Annotated in this window: 20 protein-coding genes; 3 read left to right on the top strand and 17 right to left on the bottom strand. The window is 64.6% G+C overall.

What is annotated here, in order from left to right; all coding sequences use genetic code 11:
• Positions 1-73: 73 nt before the first annotated feature.
• From rplS to rpsP, 4 genes are all read right to left on the bottom strand, one after another.
• The gene (gene rplS, locus ACY65G_RS26240) at positions 74-466 is read right to left on the bottom strand and encodes a 50S ribosomal protein L19 (RefSeq protein WP_130185800.1); all 393 of its coding nucleotides are present in this window, start codon (positions 464-466) and stop codon (positions 74-76) included.
• A 106-nt stretch (positions 467-572) separates the two neighbouring features.
• Positions 573-1334, bottom strand: coding sequence for a tRNA (guanosine(37)-N1)-methyltransferase TrmD (gene trmD / locus ACY65G_RS26245; protein ID WP_465000227.1), 762 nt, complete (start codon positions 1332-1334; stop codon positions 573-575).
• A gap of 25 nt (positions 1335-1359) precedes the next feature.
• On the bottom strand, positions 1360-1878 hold the full coding sequence (gene rimM, locus ACY65G_RS26250) for a ribosome maturation factor RimM (RefSeq protein WP_465000228.1): 519 nt from the start codon (positions 1876-1878) through the stop codon (positions 1360-1362).
• 36 nt (positions 1879-1914) lie between these two features.
• Positions 1915-2163 (bottom strand): 30S ribosomal protein S16, encoded by a 249-nt coding sequence (gene rpsP / locus ACY65G_RS26255; RefSeq protein WP_465000229.1) that lies wholly within the window; start codon positions 2161-2163, stop codon positions 1915-1917.
• Between the two features lie 245 nt (positions 2164-2408).
• Here rpsP and ACY65G_RS26260 point away from each other — a divergent pair, with 245 nt between their 5' ends.
• Positions 2409-2819: an NINE protein gene (locus ACY65G_RS26260; RefSeq protein ID WP_465000230.1), complete on the top strand. Its 411-nt coding sequence runs from the start codon at positions 2409-2411 to the stop codon at positions 2817-2819.
• 122 nt (positions 2820-2941) lie between these two features.
• Complete coding sequence (locus tag ACY65G_RS26265) at positions 2942-3370, top strand: glycine zipper 2TM domain-containing protein (protein WP_465000231.1); 429 nt, start codon at positions 2942-2944, stop codon at positions 3368-3370.
• 6 nt (positions 3371-3376) lie between these two features.
• Here ACY65G_RS26265 and ACY65G_RS26270 read toward each other — a convergent pair whose 3' ends face one another.
• From ACY65G_RS26270 to ACY65G_RS26310, 9 genes are all read right to left on the bottom strand, one after another.
• Positions 3377-5194 (bottom strand): hypothetical protein, encoded by a 1818-nt coding sequence (locus ACY65G_RS26270; protein ID WP_465000232.1) that lies wholly within the window; start codon positions 5192-5194, stop codon positions 3377-3379.
• A gap of 134 nt (positions 5195-5328) precedes the next feature.
• Positions 5329-7131, bottom strand: a complete 1803-nt coding sequence (locus ACY65G_RS26275; protein ID WP_465000233.1) for an acyl-CoA dehydrogenase — start codon at positions 7129-7131, stop codon at positions 5329-5331.
• 85 nt (positions 7132-7216) lie between these two features.
• Positions 7217-8149: an electron transfer flavoprotein subunit alpha/FixB family protein gene (locus ACY65G_RS26280; RefSeq protein WP_465000234.1), complete on the bottom strand. Its 933-nt coding sequence runs from the start codon at positions 8147-8149 to the stop codon at positions 7217-7219.
• 117 nt (positions 8150-8266) lie between these two features.
• Positions 8267-9016 (bottom strand): electron transfer flavoprotein subunit beta/FixA family protein, encoded by a 750-nt coding sequence (locus tag ACY65G_RS26285; RefSeq protein ID WP_465000235.1) that lies wholly within the window; start codon positions 9014-9016, stop codon positions 8267-8269.
• 312 nt (positions 9017-9328) lie between these two features.
• On the bottom strand, positions 9329-9556 hold the full coding sequence (locus tag ACY65G_RS26290) for a sulfurtransferase TusA family protein (RefSeq protein WP_465000313.1): 228 nt from the start codon (positions 9554-9556) through the stop codon (positions 9329-9331).
• Between the two features lie 498 nt (positions 9557-10054).
• Entirely contained in the window at positions 10055-12664 is a 2610-nt protein-coding gene (alaS, locus tag ACY65G_RS26295; protein ID WP_465000236.1) for an alanine--tRNA ligase, read from the bottom strand.
• Positions 12665-12758: 94 nt separating this feature from the next.
• Positions 12759-13502 (bottom strand): glycerophosphodiester phosphodiesterase, encoded by a 744-nt coding sequence (gene ugpQ / locus ACY65G_RS26300; RefSeq protein WP_465000237.1) that lies wholly within the window; start codon positions 13500-13502, stop codon positions 12759-12761.
• A 187-nt stretch (positions 13503-13689) separates the two neighbouring features.
• Positions 13690-14013, bottom strand: coding sequence for a hypothetical protein (locus ACY65G_RS26305; protein WP_465000238.1), 324 nt, complete (start codon positions 14011-14013; stop codon positions 13690-13692).
• A gap of 83 nt (positions 14014-14096) precedes the next feature.
• Entirely contained in the window at positions 14097-15323 is a 1227-nt protein-coding gene (locus ACY65G_RS26310) for an MFS transporter (protein ID WP_465000239.1), read from the bottom strand.
• 98 nt (positions 15324-15421) lie between these two features.
• On the opposite strand from ACY65G_RS26310, the gene ACY65G_RS26315 reads away from it, so the two are divergent.
• A complete protein-coding gene (locus tag ACY65G_RS26315; RefSeq protein ID WP_465000240.1) occupies positions 15422-16315 on the top strand; it encodes a LysR substrate-binding domain-containing protein in 894 nt (297 codons plus the stop codon).
• 102 nt (positions 16316-16417) lie between these two features.
• Here the strand turns inward: ACY65G_RS26315 and ACY65G_RS26320 are convergent, their stop codons facing one another.
• Genes ACY65G_RS26320 through ACY65G_RS26335 form a run of 4 tightly spaced genes read right to left on the bottom strand, consistent with a single transcriptional unit; the run spans position 16418 to position 19129 of the window.
• A complete protein-coding gene (locus tag ACY65G_RS26320; RefSeq protein ID WP_465000241.1) occupies positions 16418-16963 on the bottom strand; it encodes a hypothetical protein in 546 nt (181 codons plus the stop codon).
• Positions 16964-16971: 8 nt separating this feature from the next.
• Positions 16972-17844, bottom strand: coding sequence for a hypothetical protein (locus ACY65G_RS26325; protein WP_465000242.1), 873 nt, complete (start codon positions 17842-17844; stop codon positions 16972-16974).
• Positions 17844-18626, bottom strand: coding sequence for a hypothetical protein (locus tag ACY65G_RS26330; protein WP_465000243.1), 783 nt, complete (start codon positions 18624-18626; stop codon positions 17844-17846). The genes ACY65G_RS26325 and ACY65G_RS26330 overlap by 1 nt, the downstream gene beginning before the upstream one ends.
• On the bottom strand, positions 18626-19129 hold the full coding sequence (locus ACY65G_RS26335; RefSeq protein ID WP_465000244.1) for a hypothetical protein: 504 nt from the start codon (positions 19127-19129) through the stop codon (positions 18626-18628). The genes ACY65G_RS26330 and ACY65G_RS26335 overlap by 1 nt, the downstream gene beginning before the upstream one ends.
• Positions 19130-19140 lie beyond the last annotated feature (11 nt).

The raw sequence follows: 19140 nt of genomic DNA on the forward strand, positions 1-19140 counted from the left end.
GAAATAAAAAAAGGGGCGCCGAGGCACCCCTTTTTCAATCGCCGGCGAAGGACTTCGCGGCGAAAACCGGCAATTACTCGCCCTGCTTCGCAGCGACGGTAGCGGCGCGGCGGTTCGGCAGTTTTTCCTTGATACGTGCGGATTTGCCCGAACGCTCGCGCAGGTAGTACAGCTTGGCGCGACGGACGTCACCACGACGCTTCACTTCGATCGAAGCGATCAGCGGGGAGTACAGCTGGAAGGTACGCTCGACGCCTTCGCCGGACGAGATCTTGCGAACGATGAAGTTCGAGTTCAGGCCACGGTTGCGACGGGCGATTACCACGCCTTCGTAGGCCTGGGCGCGCTTGCGCGTGCCTTCGACCACGTTCACGTTCACCACCACGGTATCGCCAGGGGCGAAATCGGGGATGTTCTTGCCCAGGCGGGCGATTTCTTCTTGCTCGAGTTGCTGGATCAGATCCATTTTATGACTCCTGTTGCCATCTTGCCGGCGCGATGTTTTCGATTGCCCGGTAGAGGATGGGGTTATACAAGCGAACCGGTGGCGGTTCGCACGGTTACTGCCCTGGTTACTGCACAGGTTTTGCTAAACCTGCCAAAAACTTTTCATCCTGCTTGCCCAGGAGGCCGGCGGCGCGGGCCTTCTCGAGCAGGTCGGGACGCTTGTGCGCGGTCGCCTCGAGCATCCGCTCGCGGCGCCACCTGTTGATCTCGGCGTGATTCCCGCCCATCAGCACCGGCGGCACGGCCACGCCTTCATAGACCTCGGGCCGCGTGTAATGCGGCGAATCCAGCAGGCCGTTGACGAAGCTGTCCTCGACGGCCGACGCATCGGTGTTCAGCACACCGGGCAACTGCCGCACCACGGCATCCATCAGCGCCATCGCCGGCAATTCGCCGCCGGACAGCACGAAGTCGCCGAGGCTGATTTCCTCGTCGATGCAGCGGTCCAGCAGGCGCTGGTCGACCGCTTCATAGCGGCCGCACAGGATCACGAGGCCGGGCTTGCTTTTCAGGTCCATGACCTTCGCATGCGTCAGCTGCCGGCCTTGCGGCGACATGTACACCACGCGCGGCGCCGGCAGGCCGGCCACGACCTGGCGCCGTTTCGCGGCGGCGATCGTCGCCTCGAGCGGCTTGGCCAGCATCACCATGCCGGGGCCGCCGCCATACGGCCGGTCGTCCACGGTGCGGTGGTTGTCGGTCGTGAAATCGCGCGGATTCCACAGGTTCAAACCCCACCTGCCCTGCTCGTGCGCACGGCGGGTGACGCCGGACTGCGTGAGCGCGGCGAACATTTCGGGGAACAGCGTGACGACGTCGAACTGCATGATCGATCGAAAAGGGAATCGGGGCTCAGTAATCGAGGCCCCAGTCCACGACGATCTTCTTCGCTTCCCGGTCGACCTTCTTCACGAACTGGTCCACGAACGGGATCAGGCGCTCATCCGCATCCGGCTGGGCCGGATCCTTGATGCGCAGGATCGATTGTGGTCCGTTGCTCATCATGTCGTGCACCGTGCCCAGGCGTTCGCCCTGCAGGTTCTCGACGTCCAGGCCGATCAGGTCGGCCCAATAGAATTCATCTTCATCGTCCAGCTGCGGAAACTGGCTGCGCGGGATGAAGACCGCGGCGCCCTTCAGCGCTTCCGCCATGTCCCGGTCGGTGATTTCGACAAGCGTCGCCACCACGTCGCCGGAATGAACCTTGGCCCGCTTGACTTCAACGTCGCGCAGGCCCGGCTTGTCCAGCCACCAGGTTTTTGCGTGCAGCAAGGCATCGGCATCCGTGGAGAACGGACGAATCCGCACGCCACCAACCAGACCGTAGGCGCCGGCGATGAAGCCTACCTGCACCAGATCGTCGGGAACCACGCCCTTGCCGCTCAAACCGCTCAAACCCGTAATAACTTAGGCTGCTGCTTTTTGCGAGTTGACCAGACGCTCGACAGCTGGGGACAGCTGTGCGCCCACGCCTTGCCAGTACGACAGGCGGTCAGCGGCGATACGCAGAAGCTCTTCCTTGCCCGAAGCCATCGGGTTGTAGAAACCGATGCGCTCGACGAAGCGGCCGTCACGACGATTGCGGGAATCGGTTGCAACGATGTTGTAGAAAGGGCGCTTCTTGGCACCACCACGAGCTAAACGAATAACGACCATAAGATTTCCAAAAAGTGTGCTGAGACGGAAAAAGCCGCCGATTATAGCGTGCCTCTCAATTGCCCAGCAAGAATTATTGACAATAGTGAGAGTTGGGGCAATCCATGATTATCGCTTATATGGCCGTGATGGGCAATCTCAAATTGCTGTCGCCGCGGTATCGGCTGTCGCTCCGGCCGACACAGCCAGCGGATTTTGGCCGATACTGCACAGTTCCGGGACTTCCCACTACTTGCCACTCAAGCATGTCGCACAAAAACAAGACGCTGGCCACGCTGCTCGCTTCCGCCACGGGCGGGCTAGGCATCCACCGCTTTTACCTGAAGGGCTTCGGCGATCGCTGGGGCTGGCTGCATGCGGCCACCCTGCCCGCCTGCGGCATCGTGATCGGCGCCGCGCCGCAGGCGGACTGGTATTTCTGGTACCTGCCGCTGATCCTGTCGATGCTGGCCGGCTTCCTCGAAGCGCTGGTGCTGGGCCTGATGCCGGACGAGAAATGGGATGCCGCCTACAACGCCGGCTCCGGGCGCCGCAGCGAGTCGCGCTGGCCGCTGGCGGTGATCATCGTGGCCACCGTGATGGTGGGCGCCGGCATGCTGATCGCCACGATCGCCCGCCTGTTCGACCTGCTGTACACGGGCGGCGCCTACGGCTGACCACGGAAGGCGCCGGCGGCTGAAGGCAGGAATTGCAAATTTACAAGAGATTACAATTTGCCGGGCTGTACCGGGCTTTCGCCCGCCTATACTGTGGCCATCTGTCACTATCTGGAGCCATCATGCAATCCCGCATCCTTCGTACCGCCTTTGCCGCCCTCGCCCTGTCCTCCCTGATGGCCGGTGCCCACGCCGACCCGCACCACAAGAAACGCATCTGCAATGATTGCGGCAAGGTCACCGGCGTGCGGGTCGTGGAAAAGGATGGCAACGGTGGCGCCGCGGGTGTCATCGTCGGCGGCGTGGCTGGCGGCCTGCTGGGCAACCAGATCGGCAGCGGCACCGGCCGCGATATCGCCACCGTGGCCGGCGCCGTCGGCGGTGCCTACGCAGGCAAGCACATCGAAGGCAAGATGAAGAAGGTGAAGACGTGGTCCGTCAACGTTCGCTACCAGAACGGCCGCACCGCCTCGTACAGCTTCGCCAACGATCCGCACATGCGCAAGGGCGACCGCGTGCGCAAGTCGGGCGGATCGATCGTACGCAGCTGACCCGGCTCAGCGCTGCCTGGCCGGCCAGCGGCCGGGAAACCGTGCGCGGATCCGGTCCGCGACCGCACCGAGGTCGGCATAGCCCGCATACTCGCCAGTCCACGTCGTATACAGGATGCCATCCATTCCCGGCGGCGGCTGCTTGCCGATGACGCCGAGCCAGTTGTCCACGCTGTTCAGGCGGTCATAGTACAGCGCCACGACCTGGCGGTGCCCGGGGGCGGCGAATTTGTTCAGCGAGGTGCGGCGCCCCGCATCCTCGGCGGCGCTGGTGCCGCCGCCACCGGCCCAGTTGACGATCACGAAATCCCTGTCGAGCGCAACGGACGATTTGCTCAGGTCGCCATTGACTTGCCAGTAGCGCGGCACCGCGTTCATCGTGGGGTCGAACATGTCGTTCCACACCAGCTTTTCCACGGGCCTGCGATAGCCCTTCAGCCTGGCGCCCACGCCGTTGACCGTGCGCGCCAGATATTCGCCGGCGGTCGCCGGTTTCGGCTTGCAGCCCGGATCCCAGTTCATCACACGGATTTCATCGTAGTACATGAAATACCGGTCGGTTTTCGCACCGGGGAATTTGCCGCCGAAAATCTTGTTGAGCTCGTCGTAATACGCTTTCTGGATATCGAAGAATTCATCGACGCAAGCGGTGGCGGGGGTGCCCCAGCGTGTCGTCATGTTCACGGCCGACTGGTACCACGCCACGTCGAGCACCTGGCCGTCGCGCAGGCGGCTGCCGTTCGGGATCGCCAGCTTTTCCACGCCAGCCACGTAGTCGCTGCCTTCCTTGTAGACCGTGCCGTCCCGTCCTTTCACCACGAGAGGCAGCGATGCGCGTCGCACGGGGTGCGCCAGGCCGATTTCGCGCAGTTCGATATCGTCGACCCACACCGCCGTCGACGGATCGCCCGCCGACTGGTTGGCCAGGTAGAACGTCACCCACGAATAATTGCCCGTATTGAAGTCGAGTTCGTATTTTTTCCAGCCCTGCCCTGGTGCGAACATCGTGCGGTCGGAATTGCCTGCTTCGTTCCAGCTGCCATCCGGCTTGCTGCCCCAGCCCAGCCTGGACGACATGTTGCGGTAGACAGGCTGGTCCGTGCCCTCCCCCAGGATCTGGACGAACAACCGCGACGTGGGATAGCGCGCACTGGCTTTCAGCCAGAACGTCAGGCGGTAAGCCTTGTGTGGCGCCAGGTCGAACCTGCGATACAGACGCGAGTGGTGGTGCGGGCCTTTGCCCGACGGCGACATCTTCATCGAGCCCGATGCCGCACCGCTGCCGCCGGCACGGTCATTATCGCGATCCAGCCGAACCGAGGCGGCATCCCGATTCCAGCCGGCATCGCTGGCGAAATCGCCGTTCGCGGCAAGATTCCCGGTGCCGGTGGCAGTGGCTACCCTGTGCCGCACGGTGAACGACGTTGTGGCCGGCAGGGCCTCGACCAATTCCGGCTTCAGGGCTGCCGGCAAGGCCGGATTACCGCCCACCGGAATCAGCTCGACGCCCTTCGAAGCGCCCAGTGCGATCAGTTCATCCAGGTTCCTGCGCAGGCTTGCCGACCTGGCCGTGGCATCCTTCATGAGGATGTGGTAGCTGCCGTCGCCGCCGGAATTGACCGCGATGCCGTTGTAGCCGTGGACGGCGGCATCGGCGATCACCTTTTTCAGCAGATCGACCTGCGCAGGCAGGGCGACATTGCCGCCGTAATAGATCCAGCGTTTGGGAAAACAGTCAGGACAATCTGCAGCGGCAATTGCGGCAGGCGATACCACTACGGCAAGCGCGGCCACGGCAACCGCCTTCTTCACGAACCATGTCATACGGGATACCCTTTTGATAATTTCCCGTAAGAATATCAGGATCGGTCATCGCGCCGCGCATGCAACAGCCGAGGCCGCTGCATGCCCGTGTCCACCACGGTCCGGGCGTGGACACGAGCCGATCCGCTTGCCGCTCAGAACATCTCTTCGGGCAGCGCCAGCACGCCGGCGGCGCCGTCGACGATGGCGGTACGCATCGCGGCCGATTGGGCCACGAAGTGGTCGGCGAAGAAGCGGGCGGTGGCGATCTTGGCCTTGTAGAACGCGGCATCGCCATCGCCGGCGGACAGCTTCTGCTGCGCGATCAGCGCGGCGCGCGCCATCTGCCAGCCGCCCAGCACGATGCCGGCCAGCTTCAGGTAAGGCACGCTGCCCGCGAACACGGCTTTCACGTCGCTCTTCGCGTTGGCCAGCACGAAGTCGACCACCGCTTCGAGGTCGGCGGCGCCCTGCTCCAGGCGCGCACGGATCACGGCGAAATCGTCCCGGGAATCATCACCTGCGAGCTCCCCCAGTTGCGTGCCGGTCGCGCGGGCCTGCGCCAGCAGGTGCTTCGCCACCTTGCCGCCGTCGCGCAGCGTCTTGCGGCCCACCAGGTCGTTGGCCTGGATCGCCGTGGTGCCCTCGTAGATCGTGAGGATCTTCGCGTCGCGGTAATGCTGCGCGGCGCCCGTTTCCTCGATGAAGCCCATGCCGCCATGCACCTGCACGCCGTCGCGCGCCACGTTCTCGCTCATCTCCGTCGACCAGCCCTTGATGATGGGGACCAGGTATTCGTACACCGCCTGGTGCGCCGCGCGCGTTTCCTCGTCTTCGTGGTGGTGGGCGATATCGTGGAAGCCCGCGCCCACGTAGGCCAGCGCGCGCGCCGCCTCGGTCTGCGCGCGCATCGACATCAGCATGCGCCGCACGTCCGGGTGGTGGATGATCGCCACTGGGCCGCTGGAACCGGCCACGTCGCGCGATTGCACGCGGTCGCGGGCGAACGCCACGGCCTTCTGGTACGCGTTCTCGGCGAGGCCGACGCCCTGCATGCCCACGCCGAAGCGCGCCGCGTTCATCATGATGAACATGTATTCGAGGCCACGGTTCTCCTCGCCCACCAGCGTGCCGATCGCGCCGCCGTTGTCGCCGAACTGCAGCACCGCCGTGGGGCTGGCCTTGATGCCCAGCTTGTGCTCGATGGAGACGCAGTGCGCATCGTTGCGCGCGCCCAGCGAACCGTCGGCGTTCACGAGGAACTTCGGCACGATGAACAGCGAGATGCCCTTCACGCCCGGCGGCGCGTCCGGCGTGCGCGCCAGCACCAGGTGCACGATGTTGTCGGTCATGTCGTGCTCGCCGTACGTGATGAAGATCTTGGTGCCGAAGATCTTGTACGTGCCATCGCCCTGCGGCTCGGCGCGCGTGCGCACGGCGGCGAGGTCCGAGCCGGCCTGCGGTTCGGTCAGGTTCATCGTGCCGGTCCACTTGCCCGTCACCAGCGGCTCCAGGTAGGTGGCCTTCTGTTCATCGCTGCCGGCCGTCATCAGCGCCTCGATGGCGCCGTCGGACAGCAGCGCCACCAGCGCGAACGACAGGTTCGCCCCGTGCAGCATCTCCACGCACGGCGTGCCGATCAGTTTCGGCAAGCCCTGGCCGCCGAAATCCTGCGGGTGCTGCAGGCCTTGCCAGCCGGCGTCGGCGAACTGGCGGAATGCTTCCTTGAAGCCTTTCGTCGTCGTCACGTTACCGTCGTGCCAGTAGCTCGGCTCCTTGTCGCCGGCGTGGTTCAGCGGCTCGATCACGCCGCTGACGAACTTCGCGTTCTCCTCCAGCACGGCTTCGGCCGTGTCGCGCGTGGCATCCTCGCAGCCGGGCAGCGCGCTGACGGCATCCAGGTTCGCCAGTTCGTTCATCACGAACAGCATTTCTTTGATCGGGGCGGTATATGTCATTGTCGTCTCCAAAAAAAAAGCCACGGTGGCCGGGCGGTGGTGCCTGGCCAGCGTGGCTCGTTGTGGGGTCTGTCCCTCGTGAGGATCAGCCCAGTTCCTTGACCAGCGCCGGAACGATCTCGAACAGGTCGCCCACGATGCCGTAGTCGGCCACCGAGAAGATCGGTGCTTCCGGATCCTTGTTGATCGCCACGATCGTCTTCGAATCCTTCATGCCGGCCAAGTGCTGGATCGCGCCGGAGATACCGACGGCGATGTACAGCGATGGCGCAACGATCTTGCCGGTCTGGCCGACCTGCCAGTCGTTCGGCACGTAGCCGGCATCGACGGCGGCGCGCGACGCGCCCATGGCGGCGTTCAGCTTGTCGGCCAGCGGTTCCAGGACCTTGAAGTTGTCGGCCGAGCCGATGCCGCGGCCGCCGGACACGATGACCTTGGCGGCCGTCAGCTCCGGGCGGTCCGACTTGGCCACTTCGCGGCCGACAAAGCTCGACTTGCCGGAGTCGGCGATGGCCGACAGGTTTTCAACGGCGGCCGAACCACCGGTGGAGGCGGCGGAATCGAAGCCGGTGGTGCGCACGGTGATGACCTTGACCTTGTCCGACGATTGCACGGTGGCGATCGCGTTGCCGGCGTAGATCGGACGCTCGAACGTATCGGGCGAATCCACTTTCGTGATCTCGGAAATCTGCGCCACGTCCAGCTTGGCGGCCACGCGCGGCAGGATGTTCTTGCCGTACGCGGTGGCCGGGGCCAGGATGTGCGAATAGCTGCCCGCGACGGCCAGGATCTGCTCGGCCACATTCTCGGCCAGGCCGTCGGCGAAGTGCGGCGCGTCGGCCAGCAGCACTTTCGTGACGCCGGCGATCTGCGCGGCCTGCTGCGCGGCGGCCGAGGCGTTCGAGCCGGCGACCAGGACGTGGACTTCACCGCCGGCTTGCGCTGCGGCGGTCACGGTGTGGTGGGTGCTGCCTTTCAGGCTGGCGTTGTCGTGTTCTGCAATGACGAGTGCGACCATGATTTTTCCTTGTCTGTTTCAACCCCAGAGGCAGTTACTGGGGCCAGACCCCATCAGGGGGGCTGACCCCGGGTTTCGCCCCTGGGTTAAATGTATGCGTTACGGACTGGCCGCGATTCAGATGACTTTGGCTTCGGTGCGCAGCTTCGACACCAGCGTGGCAACGTCCGGCACCATGACGCCGGCCGAACGCTTGGCCGGCTCGGCCACTTTCAGGGTCTTCAGGCGCGGCGTCACGTCCACGCCCAGGTCTTCCGGCTTGACGGTTTCCAGCGGCTTTTTCTTGGCCTTCATGATGTTCGGCAGCGTCACGTAGCGCGGCTCGTTCAGGCGCAGGTCGGTGGTGACGATCGCCGGCAGGGTCAATGCCAGCGTTTCGAGGCCGCCGTCCACTTCGCGGGTCACGGTGACCTTGCCGTCCGCCAGTTCGACTTTCGAGGCGAACGTGGCTTGTGGCCAGCCCAGCAGCGCAGCCAGCATCTGGCCGGTCTGGTTCGAATCGTCGTCGATGGCCTGCTTGCCGAGGATGATCAGTTGCGGCTGCTCCTTGTCGGCCAGCGCTTTGAGCAGCTTGGCCACGGCCAGCGGCTCCAGTTCGGCCGTCGTTTCGATCAGCACGCCGCGGTCGGCGCCGATCGCCATGCCCGTGCGCAGGGTTTCCTGGCACTGTGCGACACCCGCCGACACCGCAACGATCTCGGTGACCTTGCCCGCTTCCTTCAGGCGCGTAGCTTCTTCCAGGGCGATCTCATCGAACGGGTTCATCGACATTTTGACGTTGGCGATATCGACGCCAGTGCCGTCGGACTTCACGCGCACCTTGACGTTGTAGTCGACCACGCGCTTGACAGGTACCAGGACTTTCATGGGATGCCTTTGGGAAAAATGAGAGTGAAATGGGCTAGATTATAAAAGTTTTTCTAGGCCGGTACGGAATTAAAGCACGACCGTACGATTTCAGGTTAGAAGAGCACCTCTAAAACGCAGATTGTTCGCGTAATGAGGTCGACGGGAAGCAAATATTCCGTTGGCGGATAAAACAAGGGGACAGTCCTGCCACCAGGAAACTGTCCCTTATTTGCCGGCAAAGGCGAGATGGTGCGATGGGTATGTTTTTATGTAAGGTATGGCGGTACCGGGTATGGCTGTGCCGGGTATGGCAGTACCAGGTAGGGCAAACTACTTGCGCTGCATCAGGAACGTAAACTCGGCGCCGTGCTGCACATGCGACAGCAGCGGGTTGCCGGTCTGCTTGGCGAACGCCTGGAAGTCGCGCACGGAACCGGGATCGGTCGCCACGATGCGCAACACCTGGCCGCTCTCCAGTTCGGCCAGTGCCTTTTTCGCCTTCAGGATCGGCAGCGGGCAGTTCAATCCGCGTGCATCGATTTCCTTATGAAATTCCATGATTTCGGTATCGAGTAAAGTATCGCTCATCAAGATTCTCGCCAAATATTGTGCAGAGTCATGACAGTCTACTCCAAAAAGTGCTGCTTGACGCGGTGCACCAAAAGAGTTCGCGTGGCGTTGCAAAATTGCAACGTATGATTCAACAAAGTAAAGATCCACTGGAGACAACGGGTGGCAATCCCAGTATAGACCTAAATCAGGCTTTGACGCAGTGCGTCACGCTTGATTGCGCGGGGGCCGCAGTGGGTCGTTATGCACTGCGTCATTTGGGTGCGCGGTGCGCCCCTTCATGGTGCCCTGCCAGGCCGGAATGCTGGAATGCATGCCGGCCCATGCTCACCCGCACTGGCGGCATACCCTTCCGATAACGGCCCTGACCACCTTCGAGTTGACGTGGCGCAGGTGGCATGCTCCCGAGCAAAAAAGGCGGCTCGCGCCGCCTTTCCGTGCCACACCCCGGTGTTACATCCTGCCGTTACACCCTGGTGCCATTGCTCAAACGCGCTGTTCGACCCAGCCCTGCACGCCTGCCAGGGCTTCCGGCAGCGCTTGCGGATTGGTGCCGCCGGCCTGCGCCATGTCCGGCCGGCCGCCGCCCTTGCCGCCCACCTGCTGGGCCACGAAGTTCACCAGTTCGCCGGCTTTCACCTTGCCGATCGAATCGGCGGTCACGCCGGCGATCAGGCTGACCTTGTCGCCATTGACGGATGCCAGCACGATCGCGGCCGTTTTCAGCTTGTCCTTCAGCTTGTCCATCGTCTCGCGCAGTGCGTTCACGTCGGCGCCTTCCAGCGTGGCGGCCAGCACCTTGATGCCCTTGATGTCGACGGCCTTCGTGGCCAGTTCGTCGCCCTGGCCGGATGCCAGCTTCGACTTCAGCGCGTTCAGTTCCTTTTCCAGCGCCTTCACCTGGTCCTGCACCTGGCCGATGCGCGAGGTGATCTCTTCCGGCGTCGATTTCAGCGCGGCGGCGGCTTCGTTCAGGCGGCGGTTCATGGCCTGCACCAGCGCCAGCGCGCCCTCGCCCGTCACGGCTTCCACGCGGCGGATACCGGCCGCCACGCCGCCTTCGGACACGATCTTGAACAGGCCGATGTCGCCCGTGCGGGTCACGTGCACGCCACCGCACAGCTCTTTCGACGTGCCGATATCCAGCACGCGCACTTCGTCGCCGTACTTCTCGCCGAACAGCGCCATCGCGCCATGCTTGACGGCGTCGTCGAACGACATGTGCTGCGCCTTGACCGGATGGTTTTCCAGGATCTCGGCGTTGACGATCGCTTCCACTTTGGCGATCTGCTCCGCGGTCATCGGTGCGTTGTGGCTGAAGTCGAAGCGGGTCTTGTCGGGATCGACCAGCGAGCCCTTTTGCTGCACGTGGCCGCCCAGCACTTCGCGCAGCGCCTTGTGCATCAGGTGCGTGGCCGAGTGGTTGCGGATCGTGCGCGCGCGCTTCACGGTATCGACTTGCGCCGACACCTTGTCGCCCACCTTCAGGCTGCCGTTTTCCAGCACGCCGTGCTGGCCGAACACGTCGGCCTGGATCTTCAGCGTATCGTCCACGGTGAATGTCGCGCTCGTGCTCCGGATGATGCCCTGGTCGCCCACCTGGCCGCCGGATTCGGCGTAGAACGGCGTGGTATCGAGCACCACGATGCCCGATTCGCCGGCGTTCAGTTCCTGCACCGGCGCGCCGTTCGCGTACAGCGCGATCACGGACGAATCGAACACCAGCTGCTCGTAGCCGACAAAGCTCGTCTTTGCGCCCGTGTATTCCACGTTGGCGGCCATCTTGAACTTGCCGGCGGCGCGCGCGGTGCGCTTCTGGTTTTCCATCGCCTCGGCGAAGCCTGCCTCGTCCAGCGTCACGCCGCGCTCGCGGCAGATATCGGCCGTCAGATCCAGCGGGAAGCCGTAGGTGTCGTACAGCGTGAAGGCGGTGCCGCCATCGAGCTTGTGCGGGTCCTTGACCAGCTGGGCTTCCAGGATCTTCATGCCGTTTTCCAGCGTTTCGCCGAAGCGCTCTTCCTCGGTCTTGAGCACCTGCTGCACATAGGCCAGCTTTTCCGACAGTTCCGGATACGCGGTGCCCATTTCCTTGTCCAGGTCCGCGGCCAGCTTGTAGAAGAACGGCTTGGTCTGGCCCAGCTTGTGGCCGTGGCGCAGCGCGCGGCGGATGATCCGGCGCAGCACGTAGCCGTGGCCTTCCGAACTCGGGATGATGCCGTCGACGATCAGGAACGACGCGGCGCGGATATGGTCGGCGATCACGCGCAGCGACTTGCTTTCCAGGTCTTCCGTGTGCGTTTCGCGGGCGGCGGCCTTGATCAGGGCCTGGAACAGGTCGATCTCGTAGTTGCTGTGCACGTGCTGCAGCACGGCGGCCAGGCGCTCCATGCCCATGCCGGTGTCCACGCACGGCTTCGGCAGCTTCGTCATGTTGCCCGCTTCATCGCGGTTGAACTGCATGAACACGAGGTTCCAGATCTCGATGAAGCGGTCGCCGTCTTCCTCGGGCGAACCCGGAGGGCCGCCCCAGATGTCGGCGCCGTGGTCGTAGAACACCTCGGTGCAGGGGCCGCACGGGCCGGTATCGGCCATCTGCCAGAAGTTGTCCGATGCGTAGCGGGCGCCCTTGTTGTCGCCGATGCGGATGATGCGCTCTTTCGGCACGCCGATCTCGTTCGCCCAGATGTCGTAGGCTTCGTCGTCTTCCTGGTAGACGGTGACGGTCAGCTTCTCGGCCGGCAGGCCGTACACCTTGGTCAGCAGTTCCCACGCGTAGGCGATGGCGTCGCGCTTGAAGTAATCGCCGAAGCTGAAGTTGCCCAGCATCTCGAAGAACGTGTGGTGGCGCGCCGTGTAGCCCACGTTTTCCAGGTCGTTGTGCTTGCCGCCGGCGCGCACGCAGCGCTGCACGGTGGTGGCGCGCGAATACGGGCGGGTATCCAGGCCCAGGAACACGTCCTTGAACTGCACCATGCCGGAGTTCGTCAGCAGCATGGTCGGATCGTTGCCCGGCACGAGCGGGCTGGAACGGACGATCGTGTGGCCCTTGGACTCGAAGAATTTAAGGAACTTCTCGCGGATTTCGGATGATTTCATGTGGTTGCTTGATGCTGGCTGATTAAGGACAGGCTGATGGCAGGCGAGCACGCCATGGCTGAAAGGCAAAACGTTGATTATATAACGCTTATGCTTACTTGAAGTCGGGCGGAAGAAGGTCGATCCGGTCCGTGCAGATCGCCTCCACGCCCCAGGACAGCAGCGTGCGGGCGCGCGCGGGATCGTTGACGGTATAGCAAAACAGCCCGAACCCGGCGGCTTTCACGGCAGCCGCCAGCGCGGGCGTGAGCTGCGCATGGTCGACATGCACCGACAGCACGCCCAGTTCGCGCGCCTGCCCTTCCCAGTCGGCGGGCAAGCCTTCGAAGGCGATCGCGCGGGGCAGTTCGGGCGCAGCGGCGCGGGCGGCACGCAACGCAGCCGCACTGAACGAGGACAGCAGCGGCAGCGTGGCCGCGTCGCTTTCGTCCGGAAACAGCTTGCGGACCGTTTCGGCCACCCAGCGGCCGGTGGCCTCGTCATGGCCCGGCGCGGGCTTGATCTCCACGTTCATCCAGATGCCGTGGCCCTTGCAATACTCGGCGAACGGCACGAACAGCGGCACCGGCTCGCCGGCGAATTCCGGGCCGAACCACGAGCCGGCGTCAAGCCTGGCGATATCGGCTGCAGCGGTGTCCGCGATGCTGCCCGCGCCGGCCACCGTGCGCCCGAACTCCGGGTCGTGCATGACGACGCCGATGCCGTCGCGCGACAGCATCACATCGAACTCGACGGCATGGTAGCCGTGGCGCAGGCCGGCGGCCAGCGCGGCGAAGGTATTTTCCGGGGCGGTCGAGCCGCCGCCGCGGTGCGCGATCATGGTTGGATAGGGCCACATGGCCGAGACACTAGCATGCTCGCCGTGAGATGGGAATAAAAAGTGGGAATACAAAGTGCGAGCAAAAAAAGGCCGCTTCACGCATCGAAGCGGCCCTGCAAGGCACCGGTCGCCGCCGCGGCTCGGGGGGCGCCGCGGCGCTGGCCCGTGGAACCCGCACAGCGGGCCCCGGCGCCATCGCCCCAACTCAATGCAGTTTCACCTTGAAGTCGATCAGTTCATTGTGCATGTGGTTGACCGCCGATTTCATTTGGGCCGACAGCGGCAGCCCGCTGCCGCACACGCGGCGCGCACGGGAACCCAGCAATTCCATCTCGTGGACCAGCTTGACGATGCGCGCGCGGTCGCTCAGCGCGAGGATTTCAGTGATGCGGTCGGATTGCCTGTCCAGCTTCTGGATATAGTCGCGCAGTTCGCCGGGCAGGTTGCGCTCGGCGGACAGCGCTTGCGCGGCATGCCCGACGGCGAGCTGTACACTGCTGAGGCGGCTTCGGATTTCCTGTTCTCCCATGATCACCTCCGTGGATTGTGCGGCAGCGGATGCGCCACTGAAGCTTGGAGGGCCGTGCGGGCAAATGGTTGCCTGAGTCCGCCTCAGGCTTGAGCGGGTTCAAGTTTCCGCAGCGTTTGCGCAGGCGCCAGCGGCGCCAGGTTGCGCAGCCGCAGCGCGACCAGCAGCCCGGTGGCCAGCAATCCGGCCAGCAGCGCCACCACGCCCGGCCAGCCACCATGCGCCCACAGCACGCCGCACAGCCAGCCGACGACGCTCGACCCCAGGTAATAGAAGAACAGGTACAGTGCCGACGCCAGCGCCTGCGGCGCGCGGGCACGCCGGCCCACCCAGCTGCTGGCCATCGAGTGCGAGGCAAAGAACGCGAACGTGAACAGGGCCATGCCCGCCACGATGGCCACGACGTTGTCGGCCAGCGTCAGCAGCAGGCCGGCCAGCATGGCCGACATCGTGGCCCACAGCACCTTGCGGCGGCCCAGCCGGTCCGCCAGGCGGCCGGCCCACACGGAACTGTAGATGCCCAGCAGGTACAGGAATGAAATCCCGCCGACGATCCCCTGGCGCAGCGAGAACGGTTCGCCCAGCAGCCGGAAGCCGATGAAATTGTAGGCGCTGACGAAACAGCCCATCAGCAGGAAGGCCAGCGCGAACAGCCACGGCAGGCCGTCGTCGGCCAGGTGGCGGCGCAAGCCGGCCGTCATGCCCGTCAATCCGCCCTGCGCAGGCCTGAAATTGCGCGACTCGGGCAGGCTGCGCCAGAATTCCCAGGCCGCGTACAGGCCGGCCGCGCCCATCGCCGCCAGCGCGACGCGCCATGAGAACACGTCGGACAGCGTGGAGGTCACGACCCTGCCCAGCATGCCGCCGAACGCGCTGCCGCTGATGTACAGCCCCATCGACAGGCCCAGCGATTCAGGCTCGATCTCCTCGCTCAGGTAAGCCATCGCTACCGCGGGCATGCCGCCAAGCCCCAGCCCCAGCAGCGCGCGCGCCGCCAGCAATTGCGGATAGTTGCGGGCCAGCGCGCAAACAAGCGTCATGATGGCGGCCAGGAACAGCGCGGTGATCATCAGACCCTTGCGGCCGATGCGGTCCGACACGATCGACGACAGCAGCAGCGACACGGCCAGCGCCCCCGTCGACACCGACAGCGACAGGCTGCTTTGCGCCGGTGTCAGCGCGAACTGGTGTGCCAGCAGCGGCATCAGCGGCTGCACGCAGTACAGCAGCGCAAAACAGGAAAAACCGCCAAAGAACAGTGCACGGTTGGTGCGCTTGAAGGCGGGGCTGGCGGGTGAAATGCGTTCCATGTCGGTGAACTTCCAAAGGCGATGGCACGATGGTAGGGTTGCCCGGTAATACAGTCCAATATATATTTGAGGCGTCATTAATACTTCAAAGCGATAACATGGAGCTTCGTCATTTGCGTTATTTCGTGGCAGTGGCCGAGGAACTGAGCTTTACGCGGGCGGCGGAACGGCTGCACATCGGCCAGCCGCCGCTGTCCCAGCAAATCCAGGCACTGGAACACGAGGTGGGCGCGCGGCTGTTCGACCGCAGCAAGCGCTGGGTGCGGCTGACGGAGGCGGGCAAGCTGTTCCTGGTGGATGCGCGGCGCGTACTGGCGCTGTCGGAACAGGCCAAGGAAACCGCGCGCAGGGCCCAGCGCGGCGAGGCGGGCGAGCTGCGCGTGGGCTTCACGTTTTCCACGCCGTTCACGCCGCTGTTCGCCGCCGTGGTGCGGCGCTACCGCCAGCAATATCCCGGCGTGCTGCTGACGTTCCATGAAATGGCGACCCTGCCGCAACTGGCGAAACTGGAAGCGCGCGAGCTGGACCTGGGCTTCGTGCGCACCGTCAGCGTGCCGATCCCGGAAACGATCACGCTCACCACCCTGCGCCACGACCCGCTGCGCCTCGTGCTGCCGGCGGACTGGCCCATCGCCGCGATGGACGCCATCACGGTGAAGGACCTGGAGGGACTGCCGTTCGTGATCTTCCCGAAGGACGCGGGCACGGGCATCCACCCCCAACTGTTCCGCATGTGCCGCGCCGCCGGCTTCACGCCGCAGATCGCGATGGAAGCGGGCGAAGCGTCGACGATCATCGGCCTGGTGGCCGCCGGCTGCGGCATCTCCGTGCTACCGAGTTCATTCGAGGGTATCCACATGGAAGGCGTCGTGTACCGGCCGCTGGAAGACCCGCAGGCCACAACGGCGCTGATGCTGGCGCAGCGCAGCGACGACGGCGGGCCGCTGGTGGCGGCGTTCGTGGCGCTGGCAAAAGCCGCCGCCGAGGAATAATTTCCCGAAAAATGGGGACGTACCCCATTTTCCTGGCAATGTTTCCCGAAAAATGGGGACGTACCCCATTTTTCAGGCAATACTTGACCGGGCTGGTGCCGGCTACCGCTGTTCGATTGCGGTCTGCATCGCCTGAAACCGCGCACGCCGCGCCTGCCAGTCCGCCGCCTGGGCCCTGTCCAGTTCGATCGTGAATTCCGTCCACGAGCCGGTGAAGTTGCACACGTGGTTCCACACGCGCCGTACATGCAAGGTCGTGCCCCGCAGGTCGGAATCAAGCAGGCTGATGTCCAGCGAGCCATCCTTGCGGAACACGTGTCTCGCATGGTCATCCGGCGCGAGCGCATCTTCCCATTGGCGTTGCTGCCGGGGCGATGCCGGGAGAAGCGTCATCTGGAAGAACGCATCGATGCGCGCAATGTGGCGGCGGATGTCCTCGCAAAGCTCGTGCACGCGCTCGTCGCCGGTGTCCCGGAGTTCCTTCGAACCGGCGGCGTAACGCAAGGCCAGCACGGCGTCATACCAATCGGCTGCCGTGCCGGCCTTCTTCACCATCGCATGAAACCGGTTCGGCGACACCTGGTGCAGCGCCTCCACCAGCTTCATCAGGTCGGCGAGGATCGCCGCGGTGTCGGCCTGCGGGTTCATCGACGCCTTCAGTCGTAGTCGGGGTCCAGCTCCGAGCCCGCATAATTCTCCAGCTCGGCAAACAGCGTCTTCATCGCCGTGCGGCCGGGAATGTGCTGCAGCACCGTGCAGCCCTTGCGGTACACGTCGATGCGGTTCAGCAGCACCGGATGGTGCTGGGCGGGCACGGCGGCCACCAGTTCGGTCCAGCCGGCTTCGAAGTCGGGCTTGTTCGCGCGCACCGCCTTCACGAAGCGCTCGAAGTCCTTCTGGCCGGTGCGGGCCACGATGCGCCCTCCTCCTTCGACGGCAAAGATGATCGCCAGCGCGATCACGCCTTCCGCGTTCAGGTCGGTGTCCTTGATGGCGCCGCCGCTGTTGTGCCGCCGCAGCCAGCTCGCGAAGCGGACGACGGCCTGTGCTTCCTGGCGCTGCCTGAACTGTTCCTGGTAGCGTGCCGGACCGTCCCAGTTCGCGTTCGGGTCGGTCAGGCAGAGGTCGAAGAAGATGTCGCGCAGGCGCCGCTGGGCATACACGGGGTCCTGGTCGTATTCGCCCACCAGCGTATCCTCGGGCATCGCGGCCAGGTCCTTCAGCTGGCGAAAGCCCGCCTGGAATGCCGCCTCGGCGCCGTTCTCGACGAGGAAGTCGAGCGCGGCCGCGTCGCTGTCCACGGACAGCAACTGTTCGAGGCCCAGCGATACGCCGCCCACCGTGAGGTTGACGGCCTTCTGGATGCCTTCGGAAGTGCGGTGGTTGGTGAACTTCTCGGCGACCATCGCCGTGATGCCGGCCAGTTCGTCGGCCAGCATCACGGCAGCGTCCGGGCGGTCGTCGCCCGGCAGCAGCTTGATCGCGCGCGTCAGTCTCGGCAGGTTTTCGCGTACGAGTGCCGGCAGCATCAGGAGAAGATCCCCGTGCCCAGGTTGCGGCGGCCGCCGCGCGCGCTGGCGCTACGGGTGCTCGGCACCTGCTTGCGCAGGCGGTACAGCAGCTCCTTCGTGGAGCGCTGCAGCACCGACGGTTCTTCCTCGTCGGGATCGTCGGAATATTCGGCATCGGCCAGGTCCGCGCTGTGGCGGAACTCGGGGAACAGCTCGAACAGCGCACGGTCCCAACCATCCTCGCTGGCCTGCGCCAGCGCCACGGCCAGCGGCACCACGTCGCTGTCGGACGACGATTGCGCCGTGATGTACGAACCCTTCGAGATCACTTCGCCGGCCACTTCCAGCATCTCCTTCGGCGCCAGCGAGAACACGATGGCGAACACGGTCGCGCCATGGTCGGAAGCCGATGCTTCCTGCAGCAGTTCGCGGCGGCGCTCCTCGTCCTCGGTGCCGAACACCACGCCGTGGATGTGATTGAACAGGCCCTCGGCGATGCGCTCGGGATCGTCCTCGATCATGTCCTCGTTCCACGTGGCGGCGATGTAGGCCAGGCTGTCGGCCCAGGCCTTCGGCGGCACCAGCAGCGTGGCCAGCGACAGCTTGCCGCCGTCGAAGCCGGCCATGTGCAGCGCCGTCACGTGCGGCGGAATATTCTGCAGCACCTCCACCACGGCGAGGTCGCCGTGCTGCTCGGCCGCATCCGCGAACGCCTGCTCGGCGTGTGCCAGCGAGCCGGCCAGCACCAGTTCCGTCACCTGCTTGCTGATCGCGGGCAGATTGGACTTTTCCTCGGACATCAACGCTCTCCTTCCTGGTCGAACATCTGGGTGAATTCCTCGCTGGCGCCGCCGTCTTCCTCGTCGTCATCGCCCTCGTCGCCTTCGGCCAGCTGGTCGAGCGACGTGTCGTCGTCATCCCACATGCGCGGGTGCTTGTGCAGGAACGCGGTAACGATGGCCTGGCGGCCCAGTTCCAGGTGGTTTTCCTCGATGGCCGCGAGCATGCGGGCGGGCTCGCCCTCCGGGCACGACACGGCCGCGAACACGCGCGCCGGGTCGCCGAACTCGAAGTCCTCGGCGTCCGCCAGCAGCGTCTTCGGTTCGGCGATATCGATCACGTCCACCAGCGCGAACGCCATCATGTTCAGGTCTTCGATGCCGCCGCCGTTGGCGTACTCGGTCACCAGCGCCTGCGTCATCGCCTTGTAGTTCTTGCGGTCCGGCGGATCGCCGAGGATGCCATCGATCTGCTCGGCCAGTTCGCGCGCCTGAAAGGCGAACTCGGGGTGTACTCTTCTCATTGCTGACTCTT

It is taken from the genome of Pseudoduganella sp. jia 12 (assembly GCF_055502675.1).